The 24,344-nt window shown below is 34.4% G+C and carries 21 protein-coding genes and 1 pseudogene; 11 read left to right on the forward strand and 11 right to left on the reverse strand.

What is annotated here, in order from left to right:
* Positions 1-73 precede the first annotated feature (73 nt).
* From purN to J3D55_RS09860, 6 genes and pseudogenes are all read left to right on the forward strand, one after another.
* On the forward strand, positions 74-637 hold the full coding sequence (gene purN, locus J3D55_RS09835) for a phosphoribosylglycinamide formyltransferase (protein WP_259130703.1): 564 nt from the start codon (positions 74-76) through the stop codon (positions 635-637).
* A gap of 29 nt (positions 638-666) precedes the next feature.
* Complete coding sequence (locus J3D55_RS09840; RefSeq protein ID WP_259130705.1) at positions 667-1,683, forward strand: proline-specific peptidase family protein; 1,017 nt, start codon at positions 667-669, stop codon at positions 1,681-1,683.
* A gap of 310 nt (positions 1,684-1,993) precedes the next feature.
* Positions 1,994-3,512: pseudogene (gene purH / locus J3D55_RS09845) on the forward strand (bifunctional phosphoribosylaminoimidazolecarboxamide formyltransferase/IMP cyclohydrolase).
* 89 nt (positions 3,513-3,601) lie between these two features.
* A complete protein-coding gene (gene purD, locus J3D55_RS09850; RefSeq protein WP_259130706.1) occupies positions 3,602-4,840 on the forward strand; it encodes a phosphoribosylamine--glycine ligase in 1,239 nt (412 codons plus the stop codon).
* 157 nt (positions 4,841-4,997) lie between these two features.
* A complete protein-coding gene (guaA, locus tag J3D55_RS09855) occupies positions 4,998-6,527 on the forward strand; it encodes a glutamine-hydrolyzing GMP synthase (protein WP_259130709.1) in 1,530 nt (509 codons plus the stop codon).
* Positions 6,528-6,995: 468 nt separating this feature from the next.
* Entirely contained in the window at positions 6,996-8,495 is a 1,500-nt protein-coding gene (locus tag J3D55_RS09860; protein WP_259130710.1) for a carbon-nitrogen hydrolase family protein, read from the forward strand.
* 56 nt (positions 8,496-8,551) lie between these two features.
* On the opposite strand, the gene J3D55_RS09865 is transcribed toward J3D55_RS09860, so the two are convergent.
* Both J3D55_RS09865 and J3D55_RS09870 read right to left on the reverse strand, forming a co-directional pair.
* Positions 8,552-8,707 (reverse strand): bacteriocin-like protein, encoded by a 156-nt coding sequence (locus tag J3D55_RS09865; protein ID WP_259130711.1) that lies wholly within the window; start codon positions 8,705-8,707, stop codon positions 8,552-8,554.
* A 259-nt stretch (positions 8,708-8,966) separates the two neighbouring features.
* Positions 8,967-9,230 carry a hypothetical protein gene (locus J3D55_RS09870; protein WP_259130712.1) on the reverse strand — a complete coding sequence of 88 codons (264 nt, stop codon included), beginning with the start codon at positions 9,228-9,230 and terminating at the stop codon, positions 8,967-8,969.
* A gap of 101 nt (positions 9,231-9,331) precedes the next feature.
* Here J3D55_RS09870 and J3D55_RS09875 point away from each other — a divergent pair, with 101 nt between their 5' ends.
* From J3D55_RS09875 to J3D55_RS09890, 4 genes are all read left to right on the forward strand, one after another.
* A complete protein-coding gene (locus J3D55_RS09875; protein ID WP_259130714.1) occupies positions 9,332-9,619 on the forward strand; it encodes a hypothetical protein in 288 nt (95 codons plus the stop codon).
* Positions 9,543-10,982, forward strand: a complete 1,440-nt coding sequence (locus J3D55_RS09880) for an ABC1 kinase family protein (protein WP_259130715.1) — start codon at positions 9,543-9,545, stop codon at positions 10,980-10,982. The genes J3D55_RS09875 and J3D55_RS09880 overlap by 77 nt, the downstream gene beginning before the upstream one ends.
* Before the next feature lie 133 nt (positions 10,983-11,115).
* Entirely contained in the window at positions 11,116-11,619 is a 504-nt protein-coding gene (locus J3D55_RS09885; protein WP_259130717.1) for a hypothetical protein, read from the forward strand.
* Between the two features lie 629 nt (positions 11,620-12,248).
* Complete coding sequence (locus J3D55_RS09890; RefSeq protein ID WP_259130719.1) at positions 12,249-13,601, forward strand: DEAD/DEAH box helicase; 1,353 nt, start codon at positions 12,249-12,251, stop codon at positions 13,599-13,601.
* Between the two features lie 49 nt (positions 13,602-13,650).
* Here J3D55_RS09890 and J3D55_RS09895 read toward each other — a convergent pair whose 3' ends face one another.
* From J3D55_RS09895 to J3D55_RS09930, 8 genes are all read right to left on the reverse strand, one after another.
* Entirely contained in the window at positions 13,651-14,607 is a 957-nt protein-coding gene (locus J3D55_RS09895) for a tetratricopeptide repeat protein (RefSeq protein WP_259130720.1), read from the reverse strand.
* Between the two features lie 10 nt (positions 14,608-14,617).
* Complete coding sequence (locus J3D55_RS09900; protein ID WP_259130722.1) at positions 14,618-15,274, reverse strand: GDSL-type esterase/lipase family protein; 657 nt, start codon at positions 15,272-15,274, stop codon at positions 14,618-14,620.
* A 79-nt stretch (positions 15,275-15,353) separates the two neighbouring features.
* On the reverse strand, positions 15,354-15,815 hold the full coding sequence (locus J3D55_RS09905; RefSeq protein WP_259130724.1) for a lipocalin-like domain-containing protein: 462 nt from the start codon (positions 15,813-15,815) through the stop codon (positions 15,354-15,356).
* 204 nt (positions 15,816-16,019) lie between these two features.
* Positions 16,020-17,183: an iron-containing alcohol dehydrogenase gene (locus tag J3D55_RS09910; protein ID WP_259130726.1), complete on the reverse strand. Its 1,164-nt coding sequence runs from the start codon at positions 17,181-17,183 to the stop codon at positions 16,020-16,022.
* Positions 17,184-17,439: 256 nt separating this feature from the next.
* The gene (locus J3D55_RS09915) at positions 17,440-18,018 is read right to left on the reverse strand and encodes a hypothetical protein (RefSeq protein WP_259130728.1); all 579 of its coding nucleotides are present in this window, start codon (positions 18,016-18,018) and stop codon (positions 17,440-17,442) included.
* A 33-nt stretch (positions 18,019-18,051) separates the two neighbouring features.
* Positions 18,052-18,456: a putative periplasmic lipoprotein gene (locus J3D55_RS09920; protein WP_259130729.1), complete on the reverse strand. Its 405-nt coding sequence runs from the start codon at positions 18,454-18,456 to the stop codon at positions 18,052-18,054.
* Between the two features lie 63 nt (positions 18,457-18,519).
* A complete protein-coding gene (locus tag J3D55_RS09925) occupies positions 18,520-18,795 on the reverse strand; it encodes a hypothetical protein (protein ID WP_259130731.1) in 276 nt (91 codons plus the stop codon).
* 631 nt (positions 18,796-19,426) lie between these two features.
* Entirely contained in the window at positions 19,427-19,882 is a 456-nt protein-coding gene (locus J3D55_RS09930) for an SLATT domain-containing protein (protein ID WP_259130733.1), read from the reverse strand.
* Between the two features lie 119 nt (positions 19,883-20,001).
* Between J3D55_RS09930 and J3D55_RS09935 the strand changes: the two genes are divergently transcribed.
* Entirely contained in the window at positions 20,002-22,536 is a 2,535-nt protein-coding gene (locus J3D55_RS09935; RefSeq protein WP_259130735.1) for a phosphoenolpyruvate carboxylase, read from the forward strand.
* A 125-nt stretch (positions 22,537-22,661) separates the two neighbouring features.
* On the opposite strand, the gene J3D55_RS09940 is transcribed toward J3D55_RS09935, so the two are convergent.
* The gene (locus tag J3D55_RS09940) at positions 22,662-24,272 is read right to left on the reverse strand and encodes a S8/S53 family peptidase (RefSeq protein WP_259130736.1); all 1,611 of its coding nucleotides are present in this window, start codon (positions 24,270-24,272) and stop codon (positions 22,662-22,664) included.
* Positions 24,273-24,344: the final 72 nt, after the last annotated feature.

Genomic DNA, 24,344 nt, shown 5'->3' on the forward strand with positions numbered 1-24,344 from the left:
ACACCAGATTTAAGATATCAGACACCAGACTTTAGTCTAAAATCTAGTATCTAATATCTAACATCTTAAATTAATGAAAAACTTAGTAATACTCGTTTCAGGTTCAGGAACCAATCTTCAGAGAATTATCGATACCATTGAAAGCGGAGAAATCCAGAATGCAAAAGTATCCTTGGTTGTCGCAGACAGAGAATGTTTCGGATTGGAGAGAGCAAAAAATCATAACATAGAAAGTGTTCTGATTCCGAGAGGAAAAAACTTCAGCAGCGAATTGAGTAAAATCATCCCAGAAAATACAGATTTAATCATATTGGCAGGATTTTTATCAATCTTAAAACCTGAGTTTTGTGAAAACTGGAATGGTAAAATTATCAATATCCATCCAGCTTTGCTTCCAAAATACGGAGGAAAAGGAATGTGGGGACATCATGTTCACAATGCTGTGATTGAAGCTAAAGAAAAAGAAAGTGGAGCAACCGTACATTTTGTAACTTCAGGAATTGATGAAGGAGAAGCCATTCTTCAAAAATCATTCGAAGTGACAGAAAACGACACTCCAGAAACGGTAGCAGAAAAAGTTCATGTAATTGAATATGAAATTTTCCCGATCGCTATCAACAAAGTTTTAGGAAACTAAAAAAGATATTCACTCAAAAAAATAATAGTATGCGATTTCTTACCTTGATTTTAATGGCTTTTATGATATTCTCCTGTAAGCCAAATACAGAAAAAGATGTTGTTTCTACTAAAGATTTTTTTAATTACGGTGATTCAATTGAAGCAGGAGGAGTGAAAATGATTCCGATTACAACGCCGGTTGGAAATTTTAAGGTTTGGACGAAACGTTTTGGAAACAATCCAAAAATAAAAATCTTATTATTACACGGCGGCCCTGCAATGACTCACGAATACATGGAATGTTTTGAAACATTTTTTGGAAGAGAAGGTTTCGAATTTTATGAATACGATCAATTGGGTTCTTATTACAGCGATCAGCCAAAAGACGAAAGTCTTTGGACAACCGCTCGTTTTGTGGAAGAAGTGGAGCAGGTTCGTAAAGCAATTGGTGCAGACCAGTCTAATTTTTATGTTTTAGGAAATTCTTGGGGCGGAATCTTAGCAATGGAATATGCCTTAAAATACCAAAAAAACTTAAAAGGTCTGTTGGTTTCCAATATGGTGGCAAGTGCACCGGAATACGGAAAATATGCAGAAGAAGTTCTCGGAAAACAAATGAAGCCGGAAGTATTGGCGGAAATCAAAGCTTTGGAAGCAAAAAAAGATTTCGGAAACCCACGTTATATGGAACTGCTTATTCCTAATTTTTATCACGAACATATTTGCCGTTTGCAGGAATGGCCGGATGCGCTTAACCGCTCGCTAAAACATTCAAATGGAGAAGTTTATACTTTGATGCAGGGACCGAGCGAGTTTGGAATAAGCGGACGTCTTGCCAATTGGGATATAAAAAATCGTTTAAAGGAAATCACTGTTCCTACATTAATGATTGGAGCAAAATATGATACAATGGATCCAAAAGCAATGGAAGAACAAAGCAAATTGGTGAAAAACGGAAGCTATCTTTATTGTCCAAACGGAAGCCATTTAGCAATGTGGGACGATCAAAAAGTTTATATGAACGGAGTGATCAAATTTATTAATGAGGTAAATTCCGGAAAATAATTAAATAAAAAAAAGGTTTCGACTCTACTCAACTGAGAACGAAACTTAATAGCAAATTTTGTCATTCCGTAGGAATCTAAGCATAGTTAAAGTGCTTTCAGACAAAAGAGCATAAAGATAAAATAGTTAGTATTAGAAATGTCATGCTAAACTCGTCGAAGCATTCATTTAATTAAAATTAAAAAACACATTTAGATTTTAAAATATTTCGAAAAAAAGGAAAAATCTAAGTAAAATAAAGTAAAATCGGAGGTGAAAGACCCGATTTACAGTTTGAAATAGCTGTAAAAAGTAAAAAATCGAAAGTAAAATGAGTAAAAAGAGAGTTTTAATCAGTGTTTCTGACAAAAGCGGATTAATCGAATTCGCACAGTTTTTGGAAGCCCAAAACTATGAATTAATTTCTACAGGAGGGACGTTCAAACACTTGAAAGACGCTGGTTTAAATCCAATTCAGATTGATGAGGTGACCAATTTCCCTGAAATGTTAGACGGAAGAGTGAAGACATTGCACCCGAAAGTTCACGGTGGTTTGTTGGCGGTTTCGTTCAAACGAAGAGCACATGAAAACAGTTCAGGAACACGGAATTGGTCTGATTGACATGGTGATCGTGAATCTTTACCCTTTCTTTGAAAATGTAAACAAAAACATTTCTCTTCACGAAAAGGTAGAATTTATCGACATCGGAGGTCCTTCAATGCTTCGTTCTGCAGCTAAAAACTTTGATTCTGTGACGGTAATTACTGATGTTGAAGACTACACAACAGTGAAAATCGAAATGGAACAAAACGGTGACACGTACATCGAAACCCGTAAAAAACTGGCAGGAAAAGTATTCAACCTTACTTCTGCGTATGACGGTGCTATTTCAAGAATGCTTTTGGAAGAGGATTATCCTACTTATCTTAATGCATCTTACAAAAAAGTTTCTGATCTGAGATATGGTGAAAACCCTCATCAGACAGCAGCTTATTATGTTTCTACTTTCGAAAACGGAGCAATGAAAGATTTCGAACAATTGGGAGGTAAAGAATTGTCTTTCAATAATCTTCGTGATATGGATCTTTGTTGGAAAGTAGTGACTGAATTTAAAGAAGAAATGGCTTGTTGTGCTGTGAAGCATTCTACACCTTGTGGAGTGGCGATCGGAACTTCAGCGTTGGAAACATATCAGAAGACTTTCGAGTGTGATCCTGTTTCTATCTTTGGTGGAATTGTTGCCATGAACTACAAAATCGATGCAGCAACAGCTGAAGAATTAAACAAAACTTTCCTTGAAATCGTAATGGCTCCTGAATTTGATGAAGAAGCGTTGGAGGTTTTAAGAAAAAAGAAAAATTTAAGAATCATAAAAATCGTAAACCCAGTTTCAGACAAACAGACTTGGGTAAAGGTTGATGGCGGAATTTTAGTTCAGGACAACGACAGTATTTTCTCTGATGATATTAAAGTAGTAACTGAAACGCAGCCGACAGAAGAGCAGAAAAAAGCTTTACTTTTCTCTCAAAGAGTAGTAAAATATGTGAAATCTAACGCTATCGTTGTTTCAAACGGGATTCAGGCTTTCGGAATCGGAGGTGGACAAGTAAACAGAATCTGGGCAACTCAACAGGCAATTGAAAGAGCAAAAGAAAAATTCACAGGAGATTTAGTATTGGCTTCTGATGCGTTTTTTCCTTTCCGTGATGTGGTAGATTTCTGCGCTCAGGAGGGTATTACAGCGATTATTCAGCCTGGAGGAAGTGTAAAAGACCAAGACAGCATCGAAGCAGCAAATGAGCACAAGATTCCGATGATGTTTACTGGGATTAGACATTTTTTCCATTAATTAAAATAGAATTAAAAAATAATTTGAGATTGTATTTTTAGCATTCAAAATTATATATTTGTAAAATAGACTTGTTAATTAAATAAAATATGAGAATATTAATCATAGGTGAAGGTGGAAGAGAGTCAGCTTTGGCTGCAAAGCTTCAGAATGACTCCAGAGTTTCTAAAATGTTTTTTGCAAACGGAAACGCAACTACCGATGTAATAGGGAAAAATGTTCATTTATCGGAGATTAAAGAACTTAGAGATTTTGCTATTAAAGAAAAGGTAGACTTAACTATCGTAGGTCCTGAAGCACCGCTTGTTGCTGGTTTGAAGGATGAATTTAAGAAGCACGACCTTAAGGTTTTTGGCCCTAATCAAAAAGTAGCCAGCTTGGAAGGAAGTAAGGCTTTCTCTAAGAAATTCATGCAGACCTATGATATCAAAACGGCAAAAGCCATGGTTTTTGATTCCTATAATGATGCTAAAGAGTATGTTCAGACTCAGGAGTTTCCTTTGGTAGTCAAAGCAAGTGGTTTGGCAGGCGGAAAAGGTGTTGTTATTTGCGATACTTTGGAAGAAGCTGAAGCTACGATCCATGATTTTATGATCAGAAGAATCTATGGTGATGCCGGAATTCGTTTAGTTATCGAAGAATTTTTAGAAGGTTTTGAAGCTTCAATTATCGCTTTCTCAAACGGTGAAAAGATTTTCCCTTGTGTTGCTGCTAAAGATTATAAAAAAGCAGGAAATGGTGATACAGGACCAAATACAGGAGGTATGGGTTCAGTAGCGCCAAGTCCGGAATTTACAGCAGAACATCAGGCAGATTTCGAAAAAAATATCTTAGAACCTACTATTGCAGGTCTTAAAGGCGAAGGTTTCAGCTTTAAAGGAATCATTTTCTTCGGATTAATGGTGACGAAAAACGGAACTTATCTTTTAGAATACAATATGAGATTCGGAGATCCTGAAACTCAGGTGTTGATGGCTTTAATGGAAAACAATCTTCTTGATGTAATCAACGATTGTATGGACGGAAAAGAAATCGAGCTTAAGTTTAAAGACGAAAAAGCAGTTTGTCTGGTGATGTGTTCAGGAGGGTATCCAAGAAACATCGAGACTGGTTTTGAGATCGTAGGCGAAGATAAAGTAAAGCACAGCAAACTTTTGTATGCAGGAGCAGTGAAAAAAGGTGACAAAGTAGTTTCAAACGGTGGTAGAGTTCTAAACATCGTCGCTACGGGAGCAACTTACGAAGATGCCCGCAAGAAAGTTTACGAAGATGCAAGTCACGTACATTTCGATTACGGCTTCTACAGAGAAGACATCGGAAAGTTTTAAAATAAAATCACGAAAAAAGATTTGGATCAGTTTCCAAGTCTTTTTTTGTAAAGAAGTTGAAATTTAGACGTTAGATATAAGATTCCAGATTTCAGACTAAAAGTCTGATGTCTGATATCTAAAATCTGATGTCATTTAAAAACAAATTAATTCAAAAATGAACAACGGTATTATCATATTAGATTTCGGATCACAGTACAATCAGCTTATCGGAAGAAGAATCCGTGAGATGGGTGTATATTCTGAAATTTTACCTTTCAATACACCATTAGAAACGATTTTAGAAAAACAGCCGAGAGGAATTATCCTTTCTGGTGGACCAAGTTCTGTAAATGCAGAAAATGCTCATTTAGTTAAAAAAGAATTATACGAGCAGGGAATTCCTGTGTTGGGAATTTGCTACGGAATGCAGTTGACAGCACACCTTTTGGGCGGAAAAGTTCATAAAGGCGTAAAAGGAGAGTATGGAAAAGCTCATTTAGATATCATTAAAGAAAGTTCTTTATTAAAAGGGGTTACAAACAATTCTATTGTTTGGATGAGCCACTTTGACGAAGTTGGAGAATTGCCTGCCGGTTTTGAATTAAATGCAAAATCTGGTGTAATTGCTTCAATTTCAAATGAAGATAAAAAAATATATTGTGTACAGTTTCACCCTGAAGTTTCTCACACAGAAGAAGGAGGAAAAATGTTGGAGAATTTCGTTTTCGGAATTTGTGACGCCGAGAAAAATTGGAAACTGACCAATTATATCGAAAAAACAGTTGCAGAAATCAAAGAAAGAGTAGGAGACAATAAAGTAATTCTAGGTCTTTCAGGTGGTGTAGATTCTTCTGTAGCAGCAGTTTTAATTCACAAAGCAATCGGCGATCAGTTGCAGTGTATCTTTGTTGATACCGGTTTATTGAGAAAAGATGAAGACGTAAAAGTAATGGAAAATTACGGCGAGCATTTTAATATGAACATTAAATTGGTTGATGCTTCTGAAAGATTTTTATCAAAACTAGCAGGAGTTGATGATCCGGAAGCCAAAAGAAAAATCATCGGAAACGAATTTATCCACGTTTTCGACGAAGAATCTCATAAAATTGAAGGGGCAAAATTCTTAGCGCAAGGAACAATTTATCCTGATGTTATTGAAAGTCAGTCTGTAAACGGACCTTCTGCAGTTATCAAATCTCACCACAATGTTGGCGGACTTCCGGAAGAAATGGAGTTTGAATTGCTTGAGCCTTTAAGAGAATTATTCAAAGACGAAGTAAGAAAAGTGGGTGAAGAATTGGGTATTCCTCACCATTTGGTACACAGACATCCTTTCCCTGGTCCTGGTTTGGGTATCAGAATTTTAGGAGCTGTAGACGCTGAAAAAGTGAAAATCCTTCAGGAAGCGGACGATATTTTCATCGAAGAATTGTATAAAAACGATTTGTACGAGAAAGTTTCTCAGGCTTTCGTAGTCTTACTTCCTGTAAAATCTGTAGGAGTGATGGGTGACGAAAGAACGTACGAATATACAGCGGTAGTTCGTTCTGCAAACACCATCGACTTCATGACGGCAACGTGGAGCAGACTTCCTTATGAGTTTTTAGATACTGTTTCAAGTAGAATTATCAACGAAGTGAGAGGAATCAACAGAGTAGCTTACGATATTTCAAGCAAACCACCTGCAACCATCGAGTGGGAATAATCTTGACTTGAATTTTAAATATAAATCCTGCCTTTTGGTGGGATTTTTCGTTCATAAACTTGTTCGAGTTTTATTTGAAGCTTTTTGACTACGTCGAATTGTATTTTTATTGTTTTTTATGAGCTATTTCCTGCTTTCCGCTGTATCTTTTTGGTTACGGTTTCCGCTTCGCTCCAACTGCAACCAAAAAGGATGTCGCTACAATCAGGGCTAGGATCGCAGTTGGTGATTTAAATATTTGAAAATATCCACAATATTTGTCATCCCGTAGGGATCTAAGCATAGTATTAGAAAATAGGATGGAAAGATTCGAGTCTAGATCCCTGCGGGATGACAAACGTTGTGGGAATAAATTGAGAATAAAAATGAAAAGTTTAAACTGCTTCGTTATTCATTTTTCCATATAATTAAACTTCTTGAAAACTTTTATCAATTATTTTTCCCTAAATTTAAGTAAAATTAAGTCAAATGCAAATAGAAACGAGAACCCTGACTGTTCAGGATTATGATGGTTTGGTAGAAACGATGAGGCGGGCTTATCCACAAATGTCGGAATACGTCTGGTCGAAAAAAAGCATCGAAAAACTAACCAAAATGTTTCCCAAAGGTCAAATCTGTATAACGGTAGACGGAAAACTGGCGGCTGTTGCGCTTTCCATTATTGTGAATTATGATGAATTTGGAGACGAACATACCTACAGCGATATCACGGGAAATTATACTTTTAACACCCATTTATCAACCGGAAATGTATTATACGGAATTGAAGTTTTTGTCGATCCCGAATTTCGTGAACTGAGATTGGGAAGAAGATTATATGACGCACGAAAAGAGCTTTGTGAATTATTAAATCTGAGATCCATCATTTTGGGAGGAAGAATCCCGAATTACCATAAACACAGCGAATTATCACCAAGAGAATACATCCGAAGAGTAAGAGATAAAGAGCTTTACGATCCGGTTTTATCTTTTCAGTTGTCTAATAACTTTTTGCCCATCAGGGTTTTAAAGAAATATTTACCTGAAGATGAATCTTCCAAAGAAAATGCCGTTTTGCTTCAATGGAATAACATCTATTACAGTAAAAAACCAAATACGATGCAGGACAGTATCGTCCGTTTGGGCTTGGTTCAGTGGCAGATGAGACATTTCAAAGATATCGACGCTTTCTACGAACAGGTGGAGTTTTTTGTAGATGTAATGGGGGATTACAAAGCAGATTTTGTACTTTTCCCTGAATTATTCAATACCCCTTTATTGGCGCCATTTAACAAGCTTTCGGAGCGAGACAGCATGATTGAGCTGGCGAAATTAACGGAAGAAATTAAGATGAAAATTTCAGATTTGGCGATCAGTTACAACGTTAATATCATTTCCGGAAGCATGCCGGTTTTTGAAAATAATGATTTGTATAATGTAAGCTATCTTCTTCATAGAGACGGAAGAGTGGATGAATACAGAAAAATACACATCACGCCGAACGAAAAAAGATACTACGGAATGAAAGGCGGAAACGAGATCAAGGTTTTCGATACCGATTGCGGAAAAATAGGTCTTGTCATTTGCTATGATGTCGAGTTTCCGGAACTTCCGAGAATTTTGGCAGATCAGGGAATGAAAATTCTTTTTGTACCTTATCTTACGGATACTCAGAATGCTTACATGAGAGTTCGCCATTGCGCAGCAGCAAGAGCGATTGAAAACGAATGTTATGTTGCTATTGCAGGTTGTGTAGGAAATCTTCCGGGAGTTAATAATATGGATATTCAGTTTGGTCAGGCTGCGGTTTTCACGCCTTCAGATTTTGCGTTTCCATCGAATGCCGTGAAAGGTGAAGCTACTCCAAACACGGAAATGACCTTGATTGTCGATGTAGATCTAAATTTATTGAAAGATCTTCATCATCATGGTTCAGTTCAGGTGATGAAAGACAGAAGAACAGACTTGTACGAAACTTATTTAAAATAGAAAAACGGAATGCAGCTTTGCATTCCGTTTTATTTTGCTCTTTTTTAACTTAAATATTAAGCTAATTGCGGACAAAGTACGGCAGGACAGATTAATCCCGGACATCTTGGTCTTCCGTCGTCCGGACAGCATTTGTTTGAACAGTTTTTAATAAGTCCTGCTCCTGAAATACTTTTCATTTGCGCTCTTGAGATTTTCTTTAAATTTTTCATTTTAATAATTTTTGTAGTTTAGTTTTAATGCTTGATGACTATAAAGTTAAAAATATTTTATAAAACAACTGATTTTAAGAAATAAACTTTTTTTAACCACTACTTTTAATGGAAAACAACCCTTGTCAAGGTTTAAACCTTGACAAGGCTCTTTTACGGCGTATTCGAACGATAAAAGAATAATCTTACATCATTACGTTAACACCAAATAATATTGTTTTTCTCCTTTTAGCTTTCGTTTTATAAAATCGATCTGAAATTATAAAATATCATCTTGTTGAGATTTGAGATTAACAATTTCATTAACCAATAAAGGAATTATATTTCTTGCCATCGCAATAAAGTCCTGATCTTCTGGCTTAATTTTTAAAAACTCAATGTCATAATCTCTATTTTCACCTTCACCTGTCATAATAAAATGAGAGCCAGATATAAAATCTCTTCCTTCAATATAGGATTTCCAAGGAGCTTTTGTAGCTTTGTTACATATTTCTAATATATTTTTTAATTCTGAATCGGTCATATTTATTTTAACAAAATTAGCTATGAAATTATATGTTTTAATTTAAAATAACGATTTAATAGGAATAATTTTTGAATTAAATTGCACTTACATTTCAAGATATGTTTGACAAACAACACAGAAAGCTCAAAAGATCCGCAAGGCTGATTTCCGTATTAAGTAAATATGGTTTTAAAGACATGTTGGCGAGAATGAACAGCGGAAATAAACAGGTAGAAATTCCCAATAACTCGGATGAAATTGTTTCAAAAGGAACGGTTTATGAAAGAATCCGGTTGGTTTTGGAAGAATTGGGACCTACTTTTGTCAAGCTTGGCCAGACTTTCAGCAACAGGGAAGATCTTCTTCCGCCGGAAACTGATTCAGGAACTGCAGAAATTACAGGATAAAGTGGACATGGTAGAAATGAATGTTGAGGAAATCATGGAAAATGAATTTGATATTTCCATTAAAGAGCATTTTATTGATATTCAGAAAGATCCGTTGGCGACAGCTTCGATTGCGCAGGTTTACAAAGCTACTTTACTTAATGGAAATGAGGTGATTTTAAAGATTAAAAAACCTGATGTTCAGACGGTGATTGAAGATGATTTATTATTAATTAAAGATCTTGAAAAACTGGTTTCATCATACTCAGAAATAGGAGAGAAGCTGAATCTGAAACAGGCGATTTCCACTTTTGAAAAGTCTTTGCTGGAAGAGGTTTCCTTGATTAATGAAAAGGAAAATATCCTGCAATTCAGAAGAAATTTTAAGAATAACAAAGAAACATACGTTCCGAATGTTTATCCAGAATTTTGCAACAATAACGTTCTCTGTATGGAATTTATTGATGGAATTAAAGTCATTGATAAACCTTCATTGTTAGAAAATAACATCGATCCTGTAAACGTTTCTGAGGTTGGTTTAAGGCTTTTCGTGTCGCAGATTTTAGATTATGGTTTCTTTCATGCAGATCCTCACGCGGGAAATATTTTAGTTCAAAAAGACGGGAAAGTAGTTTTTATTGATTTTGGAGCGGTAGGAAAAATTCCACCAAATGATAAAGAAGTCCTTGAAAATTTAATTATAAGTTTCGTTGCCAAAAATCCCCACAAAATTGTACGATATCTTAAAAAGATGGCAATCAGCTACCAGATTCCTGATGAAAGAAGATTTGAAAACGATGTAGAAGATATTCTAAATTTCGTTCACAGCACTTCATTAAAGGAGATTGATCCTCATTTGATTATCAATAAAATGAAAGATGTTTTAAAAGATAACCGACTCAATATGCCGGATTATTTTTATCTTTTATTTAAAGGAATTGGCTTGATAGAAGGAGTCGGACGAACCATAAATCCGGATTTGGATATCGTGAAAAGTCTCAGTCCTTACACGAAAAAAATTCTGACCAGAAAGATCAATCCAAAGAATCTTTTAAAAACCGGGATGGACAGAATGCTGACTTTCACAGATAACGTCGATGAAATTCCGAAAGAATTGCGTTCTGTTTTGCAAAAATTGGACGAAAATAAATTCACCGTTTCCAGTGAAATTAAGAATATTGAAAAGACGAATCAAATTATAAAATCCAGTATTGTTAATTTGATTTTAGCAATGATTTTAGGGGCAAATATTATTGCAACCGCCATCGTTTTTGTTTCTGAAGCTGGACCGAGAATTGGCGAAATGTCTTTGGTTGCAGTGTTGGGATTTATTTTTTCGGTATTATTGGTGATTATACTTTTATTGAGAATTACGAGAAAATGATTTATTTGTAGAGATTTCACAAAGAAAAAATAAACACAGAGTTTGTCGTTCCGTAGGAATATCTGCAACGTTATTAAGACTTCGCCGAGATTCCTACGGAATGATAAAAGCAATAAAAAATATAAAAATAACCGTGAAAATATTAATTTTATTAACTGTTACATGTTGCAGTTCTTTATTATTTGCTCAGGAAAAAGAAGGGATTTTAGGAGATTTCAATGGCGACGGAAAGAAAGAATACGCTTATGTAAAAGTGAATGATTGCAATGATGACTGTTATGGAAAGTGTGAATCCATCATTTATTTTAGTGATAAAAGCATCAAATCATTTACAATTTCTCCCGCAAACAACGGAACATTATACAATGTAAAAGATTTAAATAACGACGGAAAAGACGATATCGGTTTTTATCCCAATTGGTGTACGAGTTGTTGGCACCCGCTTTACGTTTATACTTTTAAAAATAATAATTGGAAACCATTGGTATCACCGATTTCTACGCATTGCTCGCAATGGGAAGATGAAAAATTCCCGATTAAAAAAGATCCGAAAAAGAAAGGGTACGTCATTATTACAACGAGCGTTTGGAAAGATGATGATATTAAAGTCATTAGTAAAAGCGTGAAAATTAATTGATTATCAATTCGATATCATTGAAAAATCTTTGTGTGCTTTGCGTTTAAAAAAAAGCAGACATCCCAAATTTTAGAGTCTGTTTAAATTTAATTCAGACATTTCAAAAAGCAGTGCTAATTTTTAACGCAAAGATTTAATTGAATAGTACTTATTATGAAGTGAGCAAAGATGAATCAACAAGTTGATTTGATGAAGCGCTGTTTTCACGCTTTGCGAAGCAAATTTTATTTGCCTTTGCTTTCTAAAATAATGCAGAATGTAAATATAATCTTTGCGTTAAAAATAATAGGGTATTCTATTTGAAAGAAGCTTAAGTCTTTCGATACAAAACTTTTATTCTCAAAAAAAATATAAAAACTATATTTAAAACAGGGTTACAAAAATTTGTAATATAAAATTTAAGCAGGCTATTTTTACGATTTATAGAATTTTAATGCTTCGACAGGCTAAGCATGACATCGCTACAAATAAGCCGTTCAAGAAAAATAAGTATTAGAATTGTCATTTTGAGTCTATCGAAACATCTTATTTTTAAACTCAAAATTCCAAATAGTAAGCCTGAAAACGGGCTATTCCAAAGTATCTTTAACTTAGATTTCACAAATAAATTAATTGCCTATCTTTGCAAAATGGAAAAACTCACTTTTGCAGATTTTGACCTTCCGGTTAAAGTTCTTGATGTTTTAGCGGATTTGGAATTGTTCGAACCTACACCGATTCAGGAAAAGAGTATCGGACCGATTCTTTCTGGAAGAGATGTCATGGGAATCGCACAAACTGGAACCGGGAAAACATTGGCTTATCTTCTGCCTGTTCTTAAAACTTGGAAATACAATAAAACAGGAAATCCTACTGTTTTGATTTTGGTTCCTACAAGAGAATTGGTGGTTCAGGTATCGGAAATTGTTGAGAAATTAACGGAAAATATTACTGCAAGAGTTATCGGAATTTACGGAGGAAAAAACATCAATACGCAGAAACTGTTGTTTAATAACGGTTGCGATATTTTGGTGGGAACTCCCGGAAGAGTAATGGATTTGGCTATTGATAATGCTATTTCCCTGAAAGAAGTTCAGAAACTGATCATTGATGAGTTTGATGAAATGCTTAATTTAGGTTTCAGACCACAGTTGACGCACATTTTTGAAATGATGAAGGATAAAAGACAGAATATTCTTTTCTCTGCAACCATGACAGATGCGGTAGACGAAATGCTGGATCAGTATTTTGCGGGTCCTATTGAAATTTCATTGGCAAAATCTGGAACTCCACTTGAAAAAATCGAACAGACGGCTTATAAAGTAGAGAATTTTAATACGAAAATTAATTTACTTGAGAACTTGTTGAAAAACAACGAAGACATGTCTAAAGTGTTGATTTTTAATAATAATAAGAAACATGCAGATTTATTATTAACAAAAATTGAAGAGCTTTTTCCTGGGCAGTTTGACGTAATTCACTCTAATAAATCTCAAAACTACAGATTGAGAGCGATGAAAAGCTTTGAAAATGAAGAGATTAGAGGTTTGATAACGACGGACGTTATGGCGAGAGGTCTTGATATTTCGAATATTACCCACGTTATCAACTTTGAAACACCTGAAGTTCCTGAGCAATATATTCACAGGATCGGTAGAACGGGTAGAGCGGATAAAGACGGTAAAGCAGTTACTTTTGTTACGAAAAAAGAAGAAACTTTGATTCTCGACATCGAGTTGTTGATGGATAAAGATCTAAAATATATCGATTTCCCTGAAGAAGTGAAAATTAATCCTAAAAAGATTGCTTCCGAAGAAGATCTGATCGTCATGAAAAACCCTGCACAGGTAAAACTGAATGACGGTGGAGGAGCTTTCCATGAGAAAAAAGATAAAAATAAGAAGGAAAACTGGGGTGGACCTTCAAAAAGAAAAGCACCGAAAAAATTCGGAGCCAACAGAGCTCAGCAAAAAGCAATTTCTAAGTCTAAAAGAAAGAAATAAAATAAAAAAACTCCCGATTTGGGAGTTTTTTGTTTATTCAAAACGAATTTTATTTTTTTGTAAAATTTCTTTGAATTTGTCGGTTTTGCCCGCTTCTTTCATTTTTGTATGAATATACTGAATGATAGTTTCTGCATCGGTTTCTGTAAGGTGATTTCTGATCAACATAAATATTATAAGCTTTTGCCATATAATCTAAAGCTTTTTCATTGTCTTTCAGATATTCGTAATACACCTGCCCAATTCCATAATATACTTCTGCATCACCAGAATGTACTTTGTCAAGATTCAAATATGCATCGATTGCCTTCTGATATTCTTTCTTATAAATATATGCCATAGCAATATTTTGAAGAGACATTTTACCTTTAGGATCTATTTCAAGAGATTTTTTATAAGCATTTATTGCATTGTCATATTCTCCGATTCGTCTGTAGCATACTCCCATATTGTCCCATGCGTAAGTGAATTTCGGATCTTTTTCTACTGCAGATTTATAGTTTTTAATTGCCTCCTTCCAATCTTCTTTTTTAGAAGCATCAATGGCTTTATTATAAAAATCAATAGCTTCTGGATTTTTAGACATCAAATCGCTCTTACTTTCTGCTGCATTTACAAGATCTTTAAGCCTTGAACAATTTTGCATTAAATGAGTTTCAATTTCATAATAAGCTCGTTTATAATCGTCAGATTCTGGATTGGAGTTAATAGTGATATTAACTTTTTTATCCTTAATCGTTCCGTTTTCAATGTCTGCATTTGTTTTGGCTAAACTTTTACTCATTTCGTAAACAAGTACTTTTTTATCAATACAAGCACTGATTTCTTTATTTATAGAATCCTTAATTTTATTGTATCCGTTGATGGAATCAATACATTTACATGTGCTTTCAGACAATTCTTGAAGAACCTTTTCAGCTGTTGGTAATTTGTCTTTTGCTTTCTGACTAAAGAATAATGAACAAATGAAAATAGGAATTAAAATGGTTATTCGTTTTTTTATCATGGTTAAAAATTTATTTCATGTAACGATTCATCACAGAAGTCCAGAGTTGATAACCTTCCGGAGTCATATGAAGCATGTCTTCCACGAAAAGATCTTTTCTTACATTTCCGTTAGAATCCTGCATCACTTTTGTAATATCGATGAATTCTGAGTTTTTCTCTTTTTTCATGAAAGCTGCAATTTGTTTGTTGGCTTCTTTCATTTGTGGCCAAAGCGTTTCGCGACTCGGAGAATATTTGATAGAGATATAATCGACTTCAATTTTTGGAAACTTCTGGCGGATTTTTTTATAAAAAGTTTTAAACCTGTCAACCACAACCTCCGCTTTTAATTGATGGTTATCTGCAAAATCATTCTCACCACAATAAACGATGATTTGCTTTGGCTGATAAGGATTTAAAAGATCATTAGCGTAATAATTAAGATCCGTAAGTCTTGAACCTCCAAAACCTCTGTTGATAATTTTTTTATCAGGGAAATAACTGGCAACATCAGTCCATTTTGTAAAAGACGAACTTCCGACCAACAGAATAGCATCCTTTGGTGGCGCAGTTTCCTGATCTAATTTTTTGAAATTCTGAATGTCCTGCCAAAACATCGGCTCTTTTTCCTGTGAAAAGAAAAGGGCAAAAGTCAGCAATAAAAATGCCGATAACATCTTCTTCATTGTTTTAATAATTTTTTTAGTGAATATTAAAATTTTTCTTTTTCATAAAAAACTCCCGAATTTCTCGGGAGTTTATTTTTTATCTTTTATAAGAAACGTATTCTGCGTCTACAACCGTATCACCATTTTGATCGATATTGTCATACATTTGCTTTATCCTCATTTCCGAGCTCGTAAGAATTACGATTCTGTACTTTCTTGGGCTGTCGTTTACATACTTAATCGTTAAATCCTTTGTCTCAGTATCGTAATCGTATGTACCTTCGATTTTAGAATTTACTTGACAGTCTGCTCCAACTCCTCCATAAGTTGTATATGAAGTATAATAGTCAGTTCTGAATTCTAGATTGTTTTTAACAGAACATCCTGTAGGTGTATCTGTAGAAATTACCGTTTTATCGTCTTTTCCGGAAATAACTTCTCTTTTACTGATCTTCCAATCCCCTTTCATCATATCCACTTCATAACCCTGAATGTCATCATCTGAACAAGAAGTAAGCGCTAACGCTGAAAAGGCAAATAAAAGTAATTGTTTTTTCATTTTCACAAATTTAAGAATATGCTAAAATATAAATAAATTTGAAATATTTATAATGAAATTCAACTTTTTTAAACGAATGTTTGTAGAAAAAGTAATTTGGGATGGAAGTTAGAAGAAAGATGTGGGAAGTTTACTGTCTGTAAATATTATTTTTAGCACTACAAAAATAAACTTCCATCATCTAACCTCAAGCTTCCAGCTTTATTAATAACTCATTTCCACAATTTTATAAGCATCTTGCGGAGTCAGTTTTTTGTATTCTCCAAGACCCAGCCAGTTTCTTTCTGTAAAGGCTTTTTCCACTCTTTCTGCAGTTCCGTTGAAGTCTTCTGTATATTCTGAAAGTTTGGTCTGAATATGTAAGCTATGGAAAAATTCTTCTAACTTTTTGATTCCCAGTTCTGCTTTTTCTTCCACTGAACCCTCCGTAATTCCCCAAACTCTTTCTGCGTATTGAGCTAATTTTCCTTTTTTAGCCTCAAAATTATAACGGTAATGAGACGGCGCAATAATAGCCAATGTTCTTGCATGGTCGATTCCAAAATAAGCCGTCAGTTCGTGTCCCATTGCGTGAACAGCCCAATCGGTAATAACTCCTTTCTGGATTAAACCATTTAAAGCCATCGTACAACACCACATAAAGTTTCCGGCTGCATCATAATTAAAATCATCCGCCAAAACCTTCGGAGCCGTTTCCTGTAAGCTGATTAAAATACTTTCAGCAATTCTTTCCTGCAAATCTGCAGAAGAAGGCGCTGTCATATATTGCTCCAAAACGTGGGTATAAGCATCTGTCAAGCCATTGATAATCTGTCTTTGCGGAATTGATCTTACCACTTCAGGATCCAAAACCGAAAATTGTGGGAAAAGTCCGGGGCCGCCTGAAGCCAGTTTTTCGTTGGTTTCTCTTCTTGAAATTACATATCCCGAATTCATCTCAGAACCCGTCGCAGGCAATGTTAAAACACTTCCGAAAGGCATTCCTTCGCCTTCAAAAGTTCTTACCGGTTTTGTAAGGATTTCCCAAGGTTGACCATCATAATTTGCTGCTGCAGAAAGGAATTTTGTCCCGTCGATAACAGAACCACCACCAACTGCCAAAAGGAAAGTGATATTTTTTTCTTTAATAAAGCTTAAAGCATTGATCAATACTTCATATTCAGGATTCGCAGGAACGCCACCAAATTCGAATAATTCATGATCTTTCAAGGCTTCCTTTACCTGATCGTAAACGCCGTTGTTTTTGATGCTTCCGCCACCGTAGATCATTAAAACTTTAGCATCTTGTGGGATTTCTTTAGAAATTTTTGCGATTTCACCTTTCCCGAAAAGTATTTTTGTTGGATTTTTAAACTCGAAATTAAGCATTGTTCTTAAATTTTTTGTAGACCAAATTTACGCAATGCAAAGTGAAAATTGAGTTAAGAAAGTTTTAAAATTATAATGATTGCATTTAATTAAAACTATTGAAATTTAATATATTTATAGTTAACCGATACATTGTCATACAGAACCAAAGAAAGTGTAGGGAAGAATCTCAATTTAATTTTCTTAACTACTTAATTAAAGCTTAATGGTTTAAATTAAAAATATTAGATTCTTCATCATAAAGACAGAGGTAAAATTAGTAAGTTCCATTATTTTTAGCTTCCAGTTTCCCAGTTTTTCTATTGATTTTAATTAAAAAAGACTCTTTAATTTCAGAATTTATTTTAAGTTTTAAAAGATAGAGCGAAACATATTTGTCCTCAATTTTATAAGAACTTCCCTGTTTATTTGCCGAATCAACGGTGTAACCAAAAGTATTTGCAATTAAAATAGCTTCCGGAAGATTATCAACAAATCCGATAAAATCTCTCAGTTGTTGTTCTGTAGAAAAATATTTTGACTTGCTGTTTTCACAAGCAATCAGGTATGAAAAACAGTTTTCGTCCAAACATTTTTGAAAAAAGCCTTTCTCCGGAGCCGGATCATTGATCGTCATAGATTTCGGCATCTGACTTTCGTAGATAATGGCTTTGTCGGGATCGGAATTATTACGAAGGACAGACCAATAATCATATTTTTTGTCGGGAACGATGAAAGGATAAAGGAGTTCGGTATTGTCTAATATTTCCGGGATTTTTTTGAAATCGGAGGAAATAGTTTTCTGACTGAAAACTAAGCCTGATAATAACAATAAAGCCGGAAATAATAATTTCATTCTGTTGTTTTTGCAAATGTAGCAAAGTAAAATTTATTGGAATATGATTTTATACGATCCATTTTCCTCTTTTACGTCTATACCAACACCCGTAAAAGTTAATTTATTGATCTGAAAACCATCACAACCTCCTTTAAATTCGGATGACTGTATTGAAAACTTAAAAATTTTAAGATTGGAATAGAAAGTATAATTTTTTGTTCCATTATAAGCACCTACATTTTCTAAAATAACCATATTGTCGCTTGTTTTAGTCAGTTGCACTCCAACATTATTTTCGTCTTGGATGGAATAGGTCGTAATCGTTCCATTCGCGATAAGGTTTTCATCATTGACATCAACAAATTTAAAAGAAATAGGTTGAGGAGCATTATAGCAGTCGTCACCACAGCCTGTGAAAACAAAAGCCATTAAAAGGAATAGAAATATATTTTTCATAGAATACAGATTTGATTGGCGTGAAATGTAAAATTAATGATTAAAGTGCAGGATTCAAAATTATTATAAGCCTGAATTGTTGTAACGAGTTCTGAATATTTTCAAAACCTGTGCAAGTTGATAGTCTGTAATATCAAAATCATCAATTTGTATTTCTGTTTTTTCGTCGTTATGAAAAAAGTATAAATAATTACTTTCAATTACAGGTTGTTGCCTTGAGTCGGGATTATTAGTATGTTTAACAGTGATTTTTTCAAGTTGTATTTCACTCCACAAATATCTCGGATTACTCTTTATCTTAATTCCTTTTTCATTGATGGATATAATAATTTTAGACATATTTTTTATCTCTAAAATTATTTTCAGTACAAGGAAAATGAGTAATCCGGATATTAAAATTATTGTTCCAATAAATATTGCAGTAGAATCAAAATGATCAATGGCAAGTTTAAGTATGAAACTTCCTACAATGATGAAAACACAATAACTGCAAATCATAAAAAGCCTTGTAGATATTGAATATTTAATGGAAACTTCTTCGGGAATAGTATTTTCGTCATATAGGATCTTATGTCTTTTGTAGATATTGTATTCTTCGCAAATAGAAATTATACTTACCAATGTTCCTATGAAAAAAATAATTGAAAGAGGAAAAGCAATTTAAAAAAATAAATTCCAATGAATAAAGCTATAATTCCAAAAATGACGGAGAAAATAATTCCAATCTTCATTTGTATTTTAATTTTTGTGAAGATACATTTTAAACTTAATTTACAGAAGATTTTATAGAAAACATTTCGATTCCACGGATATTCTGAACCTCTCCAAACAGTAGCTTTTAGGCAAATGATAAGAGTTTGAATTAAAAATATTAAGCTAAAAACAGAGTGAATAGAATTGCCTTTTTTTCTAAAAATTATCGTAAACTTTTCATTAGGTAAAAATAATAACAAAATCGTTTTAGTACTCTCTATCTTTTTATTTCTGTATTATTATTGTTATCAAAATCAGCACTTATAAGTTCTCTTGCATAAGAATTGACGCTTTTATATTTTTCGAAAAGTATATGCTTTATGGCTTCGGGAATTTCCTTTGATTTAATAAAATTATATACAAGTTCGGCTCTTATTGATCTTAATTCAAATAAAACAAGCTTGTAGGTATTTTTTTTGTTGTCAACTTGAAATAAAGTGTCAATTGCAGTTACCGCAGTTGTTAAAGCTCCAAGAATTAAAATATTTGTTGTTAAATCTAAGTCTTTAATTTTCATTATCCCGGAAAAAACGGTAATAGTTCCGGCAAAAGCAATTTGAATTATCCGGATAAAATAAAACATCCAAGTATAACTTCTGGCTTTTCTTTCAATTCTGTTAATTTCCTTTTGTATCTGCAGATAAAAAGGGTCGGTTATAGAGTCTTCTTTCATGGTAAAATTAGTTTTACATAAAATTATATAATTAATTTCAAGAAAATATATTAAATGTTTAATTAATTTTTAAACTAAATTCCATTTGAATTCCACCCAAAATCCCCTACATTTGTTATATGATACACGACCAACGCGCAGAAAAATTCAGGCAAATCGTGGAAAATAAGTTCCAGATTTACAATTCATTATTTATGAGCCTGCCTTATGATAAAATGACGAATATCGGGATGTTGCTTCCTTTTCTTTGTGAAGAAAGCAAGATCGGTTACGAAGCCGGAAAAACACCTGAAGAAATCGTTGAAGAATTCTTTAAAAATCATACCGATTTACAGACTGAAGAGCAGAAAACCGAACTGCTTTTTAAAATTATACAATATATTGAAAGACAGGTGGTTTTGTTTGATAGTATCGAAGATGCTGCCTTTCCGAAAATTCATTCCGAAAGCGATAACGGAACGGTAACCAATATGTACGAACGCTCATTACAGGATCATAAATTGGAAAAAATTCGTGAAAAATTAAAGGATTTTGCAGTAAAAATTGTTTTTACGGCTCACCCGACTCAGTTTTATCCGAATTCGGTGCAGAGAATCCTTCATGATCTTAGAAACGCGATTACGACAGATTCTATCACCAATATCGATATGTTGTTACAGCAATTAGGGAAAACACCGTTTGTGAACAAGGAAAAGCCAACTCCGATCGATGAAGCTTTGAGCATCATTTATTATCTGAGATATGTCTATTATGACACGATCGGCGAACTTTTTACAAAGATAAAAACGACTTTTGGGAACGAGCATTTTCATCTGCATGAAGACTTGATACAACTTGGTTTTTGGCCGGGAGGAGACCGCGACGGAAATCCTTTTGTAACCGCGGATGTTACGAAAAGAGTGGCAGAAGAACTTCATTCTGCGATTTTAAAGGCTTATTATAACAATCTTAAATCCGTAAGAAGAAGACTAAGTTTCCGCGGAGTTTCTGATGTGTTGACAAAATTAAGCAATGAATTATATGCTGCTATTTTCAGAAATGAAAAAATCACGGCAGATGATATTATTAAAAGACTTAATGAAGCTGAGGAAATTGTGGTTACTCAGCACAATTCTTTGTTTTTAAACTTACTGACAGATTTCAGAGACCGTGTGAAAATTTTCGGAACACACTTTGCGACGTTGGATGTTCGACAAGACAGTAGAATTCATCAACAGGTTATTGATGAGGTTTTTGCTAAAGTTTTTGGAAATATTGAAGCAACCCAAGAAGATAAATTTAATCAATTAATTCAAATTTCAGAAAAAGTAAATCCTGATGATTTTGAAGATATTGTAAAAGATACTTTACTCACGGTTTCTCAAGTCTCAGAAATTCAGGAACTGAATGGGTTGAGAGGAATGAACCGTTATATTATTTCTAATTCCGATGCGGTAAAAGATGTGATGAATGTGTATGCATTTTTCAAGGTTTGTGGTTATCAGCATGAGGAAATTAATATGGATATTGTTCCGCTTTTCGAGACAATGGAAGGTCTTTCCAACGCTGAAAATGTGATGAATGAATTGTATCAAAACCCAATCTACAAAAAGCATTTAGCGAAAAGGGGAAATCAGCAAACGATCATGCTTGGTTTCTCAGATGGAACGAAAGATGGAGGTTATCTGAAGGCGAACTGGGAAATTTACAAAGCAAAAGAAGTTTTAACGAAGCTTTCTGAGGAAAATGAAATTAAAGTTGTCTTTTTCGACGGACGAGGTGGCCCACCTGCAAGAGGTGGTGGAAAAACCCACGATTTCTACGCTTCACAAGGAAAAACAATTGCCAATAATAAAATCGAATTAACGATTCAAGGACAAACAATTACAAGTATTTTCGGGAATAAAGAACAGGCAAAATATAATTTCGAACAACTTTTAACAGCCGGAGTTGAGAATGATGTTTTCAAAAATGCTAAAAAAGATTTAACGGAAAAAGAAAGAGCTTTAATTATCGAATTGGCGGATATAAGTTATCAGAAATATTCAGATTTAAAGGCGCATCCGATGTTTGTTCCGTACTTGCAGGAAATGAGTACGCTGGAATATTACGGAAAAACCAATATCGGAAGCCGTCCGTCAAAAAGAGGGGGCGGAAGTGAGCTTAAATTCGAGGATTTAAGAGCCATTCCGTTTGTGGGTTCTTGGGCGCAGCTGAAGCAGAATGTTCCCGGATTTTTCGGTTTCGGTTTTGCCATGGAAGAAATGAAAAAACAGGGGAGATTTGATGAAGTAAGAGAGCTATACAAAGGTTCAGACTTCTTTAAAACATTGGTTTTGAACTCAATGATGAGTATGAATAAATCTTATTTCCCATTAACTTATTATATTAAAAACAATCCGAAATTCGGTGAATTCTGGAATGTACTTTTCGACGAATTTAATCTTTCAAAAAATATTATGCTTGAATTAACAGGCTTTAAAATGTTGCAGGAAGAAGATCCGCTTTCGAGAAAGTCGGTTAAAATTCGTGAGAGAATTGTATTGCCGTTGTTGAGCATTCAGCAATATGCGTTAATGAAAATCCAGAAAGGAGAAGGAAATAAAGAAGCGTACGGAAAGTTGGTGACGCGTTCTCTGTTTGGAAATATTAATGCGAGCAGGAATTCGGCTTAAATTAAACTTTGAACCATTAGATTTATTTAAGGAGTTAAGATTATTAAACTTTAAATTTAAGAAATGCTGAGCTTGTTGAAGCATCTATAAACATAAAAAAACCTCTCAACTCGAGAGGTTTTTATTTATTCTTTTATAAATTTTTCATAATAAATCTTATCCTTCGTCTGGATTTTCAGGTAATAAACTCCTTTCGCAAAGTCCTCAACTTTCACAGATTTTTGATTATTCACTTTCGTAATTAATCTTCCTAAATTATCGTAAACTTCCAATGAAAGAACGTCGCTTTCAGAAGCGATATTCAGAATATTTTTAACGGGATTCGGGAAAATGGCGATATTATTTTTCTTGACTAATTCTGAAGTATTCAAAACATTATTGTAAAAATTTCCGAAATTAAGAATTCCAAATCCCATTTGATCGGTGTGATTAGGATAAAGTGATGCTGTTTCTCTTAATCGGTTTCTCATCAAATCCCGGTTCATGGTAGAGAAAGCCTGAATCAGACAGGCAACTCCTCCCGCTGCAATTGGCGTTGCAATCGATGTTCCGCTTACAGAAATCGTTGAATTATTATTGGAAACGCTTGTTGCAGCTGTTCCTCTTGCACTTGCATCCGGTTTTGTCGCTCCCACGGAATTCGGTCCGTATGAAGAAAAATTAGATGAAACTCCCGCAGAATCTACAGATCCGATCGTGAAAACTTTCGTATTATCACCCGGCGTCAATAAATAATGCCACGGTTGCACTCCTGAATTTCCGGCAGCAAATAAGGTGAAAATTCCTTTATTAACGGCGATTTCTGCTCCTCTTGCGATGAAAGATGTTGTTCCGTTAAGATTAGCGTACGTATAACTATATTTCGGATCGTCGAAAGTAGCGTAACCTAAAGAGGTTGTAATCATGTCAACGCCTTTTCTGTCGGCTTCTTCCGCAGCTTCGATCCAGTATAATTCTTCTTCCGGAATTTCGACGGTAGCATTTTCACTTCGGTAAAGATAAAAATCGGCATCCGGCGCAGATCCTACAAAAGTATCCTGAACATATCCTCCGATTGCTCCCAAAATTGCAGAGCCGTGGTTGTTGAGAGTCGTATTGTAAATATCGGTGCTTTTTGTTACAAAATCATAACCACCTTTGATATGTCCGTTTGTCCATAATCTTGAATAGGCAGAACCTGTATTTACAAAAGGAAATCCTGTGTCAATCACAGCAATGGTAACTCCTGTTCCTGTATAACCCGCCAAATGAAGCGGACGAAGATTGATCTGATCAATCTGTTCAGAACCTGCTCCGTAATCGAATGTTGTTAAAGTTTTATTGGTAGAATTTGTTGGATTTTCCCACTTGTTCTGATGGCTTATTTTCGTTCCTCCCGAAGAATTTTTAGCAAAACTTTCAACAGACTGCACATAAGTCTGCGTCTGGAGCGTTGCAATCTGAGCCGGAGTTGCATTTACAGCGGCACCGTTTAGCCATTTAGAATAATCTGTAACGGTGAATCCTAAGCTTTGAAGATTCGTAATATAAGATTGTTCGATGGGAGCGTCCTGATCATTCAGAGCAATTCCTAATGAAGTTCTGCGGTTAAGGGACTTTTGAGACAGCTCAGACAAAGGGTTTGCGTAAAATGCAGCCTTGTTTGGTTTGTCTTTAAAAAATACAAAAACAAGCGATGTCTGTGCAAAACTCACAGAGTAACCTGCTAAGAAACAAAAGAGTAAAGTTTTTTTCATGTATTTATTTTCTATAAAGATAAAACAAAATCAATAAAATTTTTGATAGGATGTTAAATTCCTTATTTTTAC

Origin of the sequence: Chryseobacterium ginsenosidimutans (assembly GCF_024807225.1) — a bacterium.
In the GTDB taxonomy this organism is placed as follows: Bacteria; Bacteroidota; Bacteroidia; order Flavobacteriales; family Weeksellaceae; genus Chryseobacterium; species Chryseobacterium ginsenosidimutans.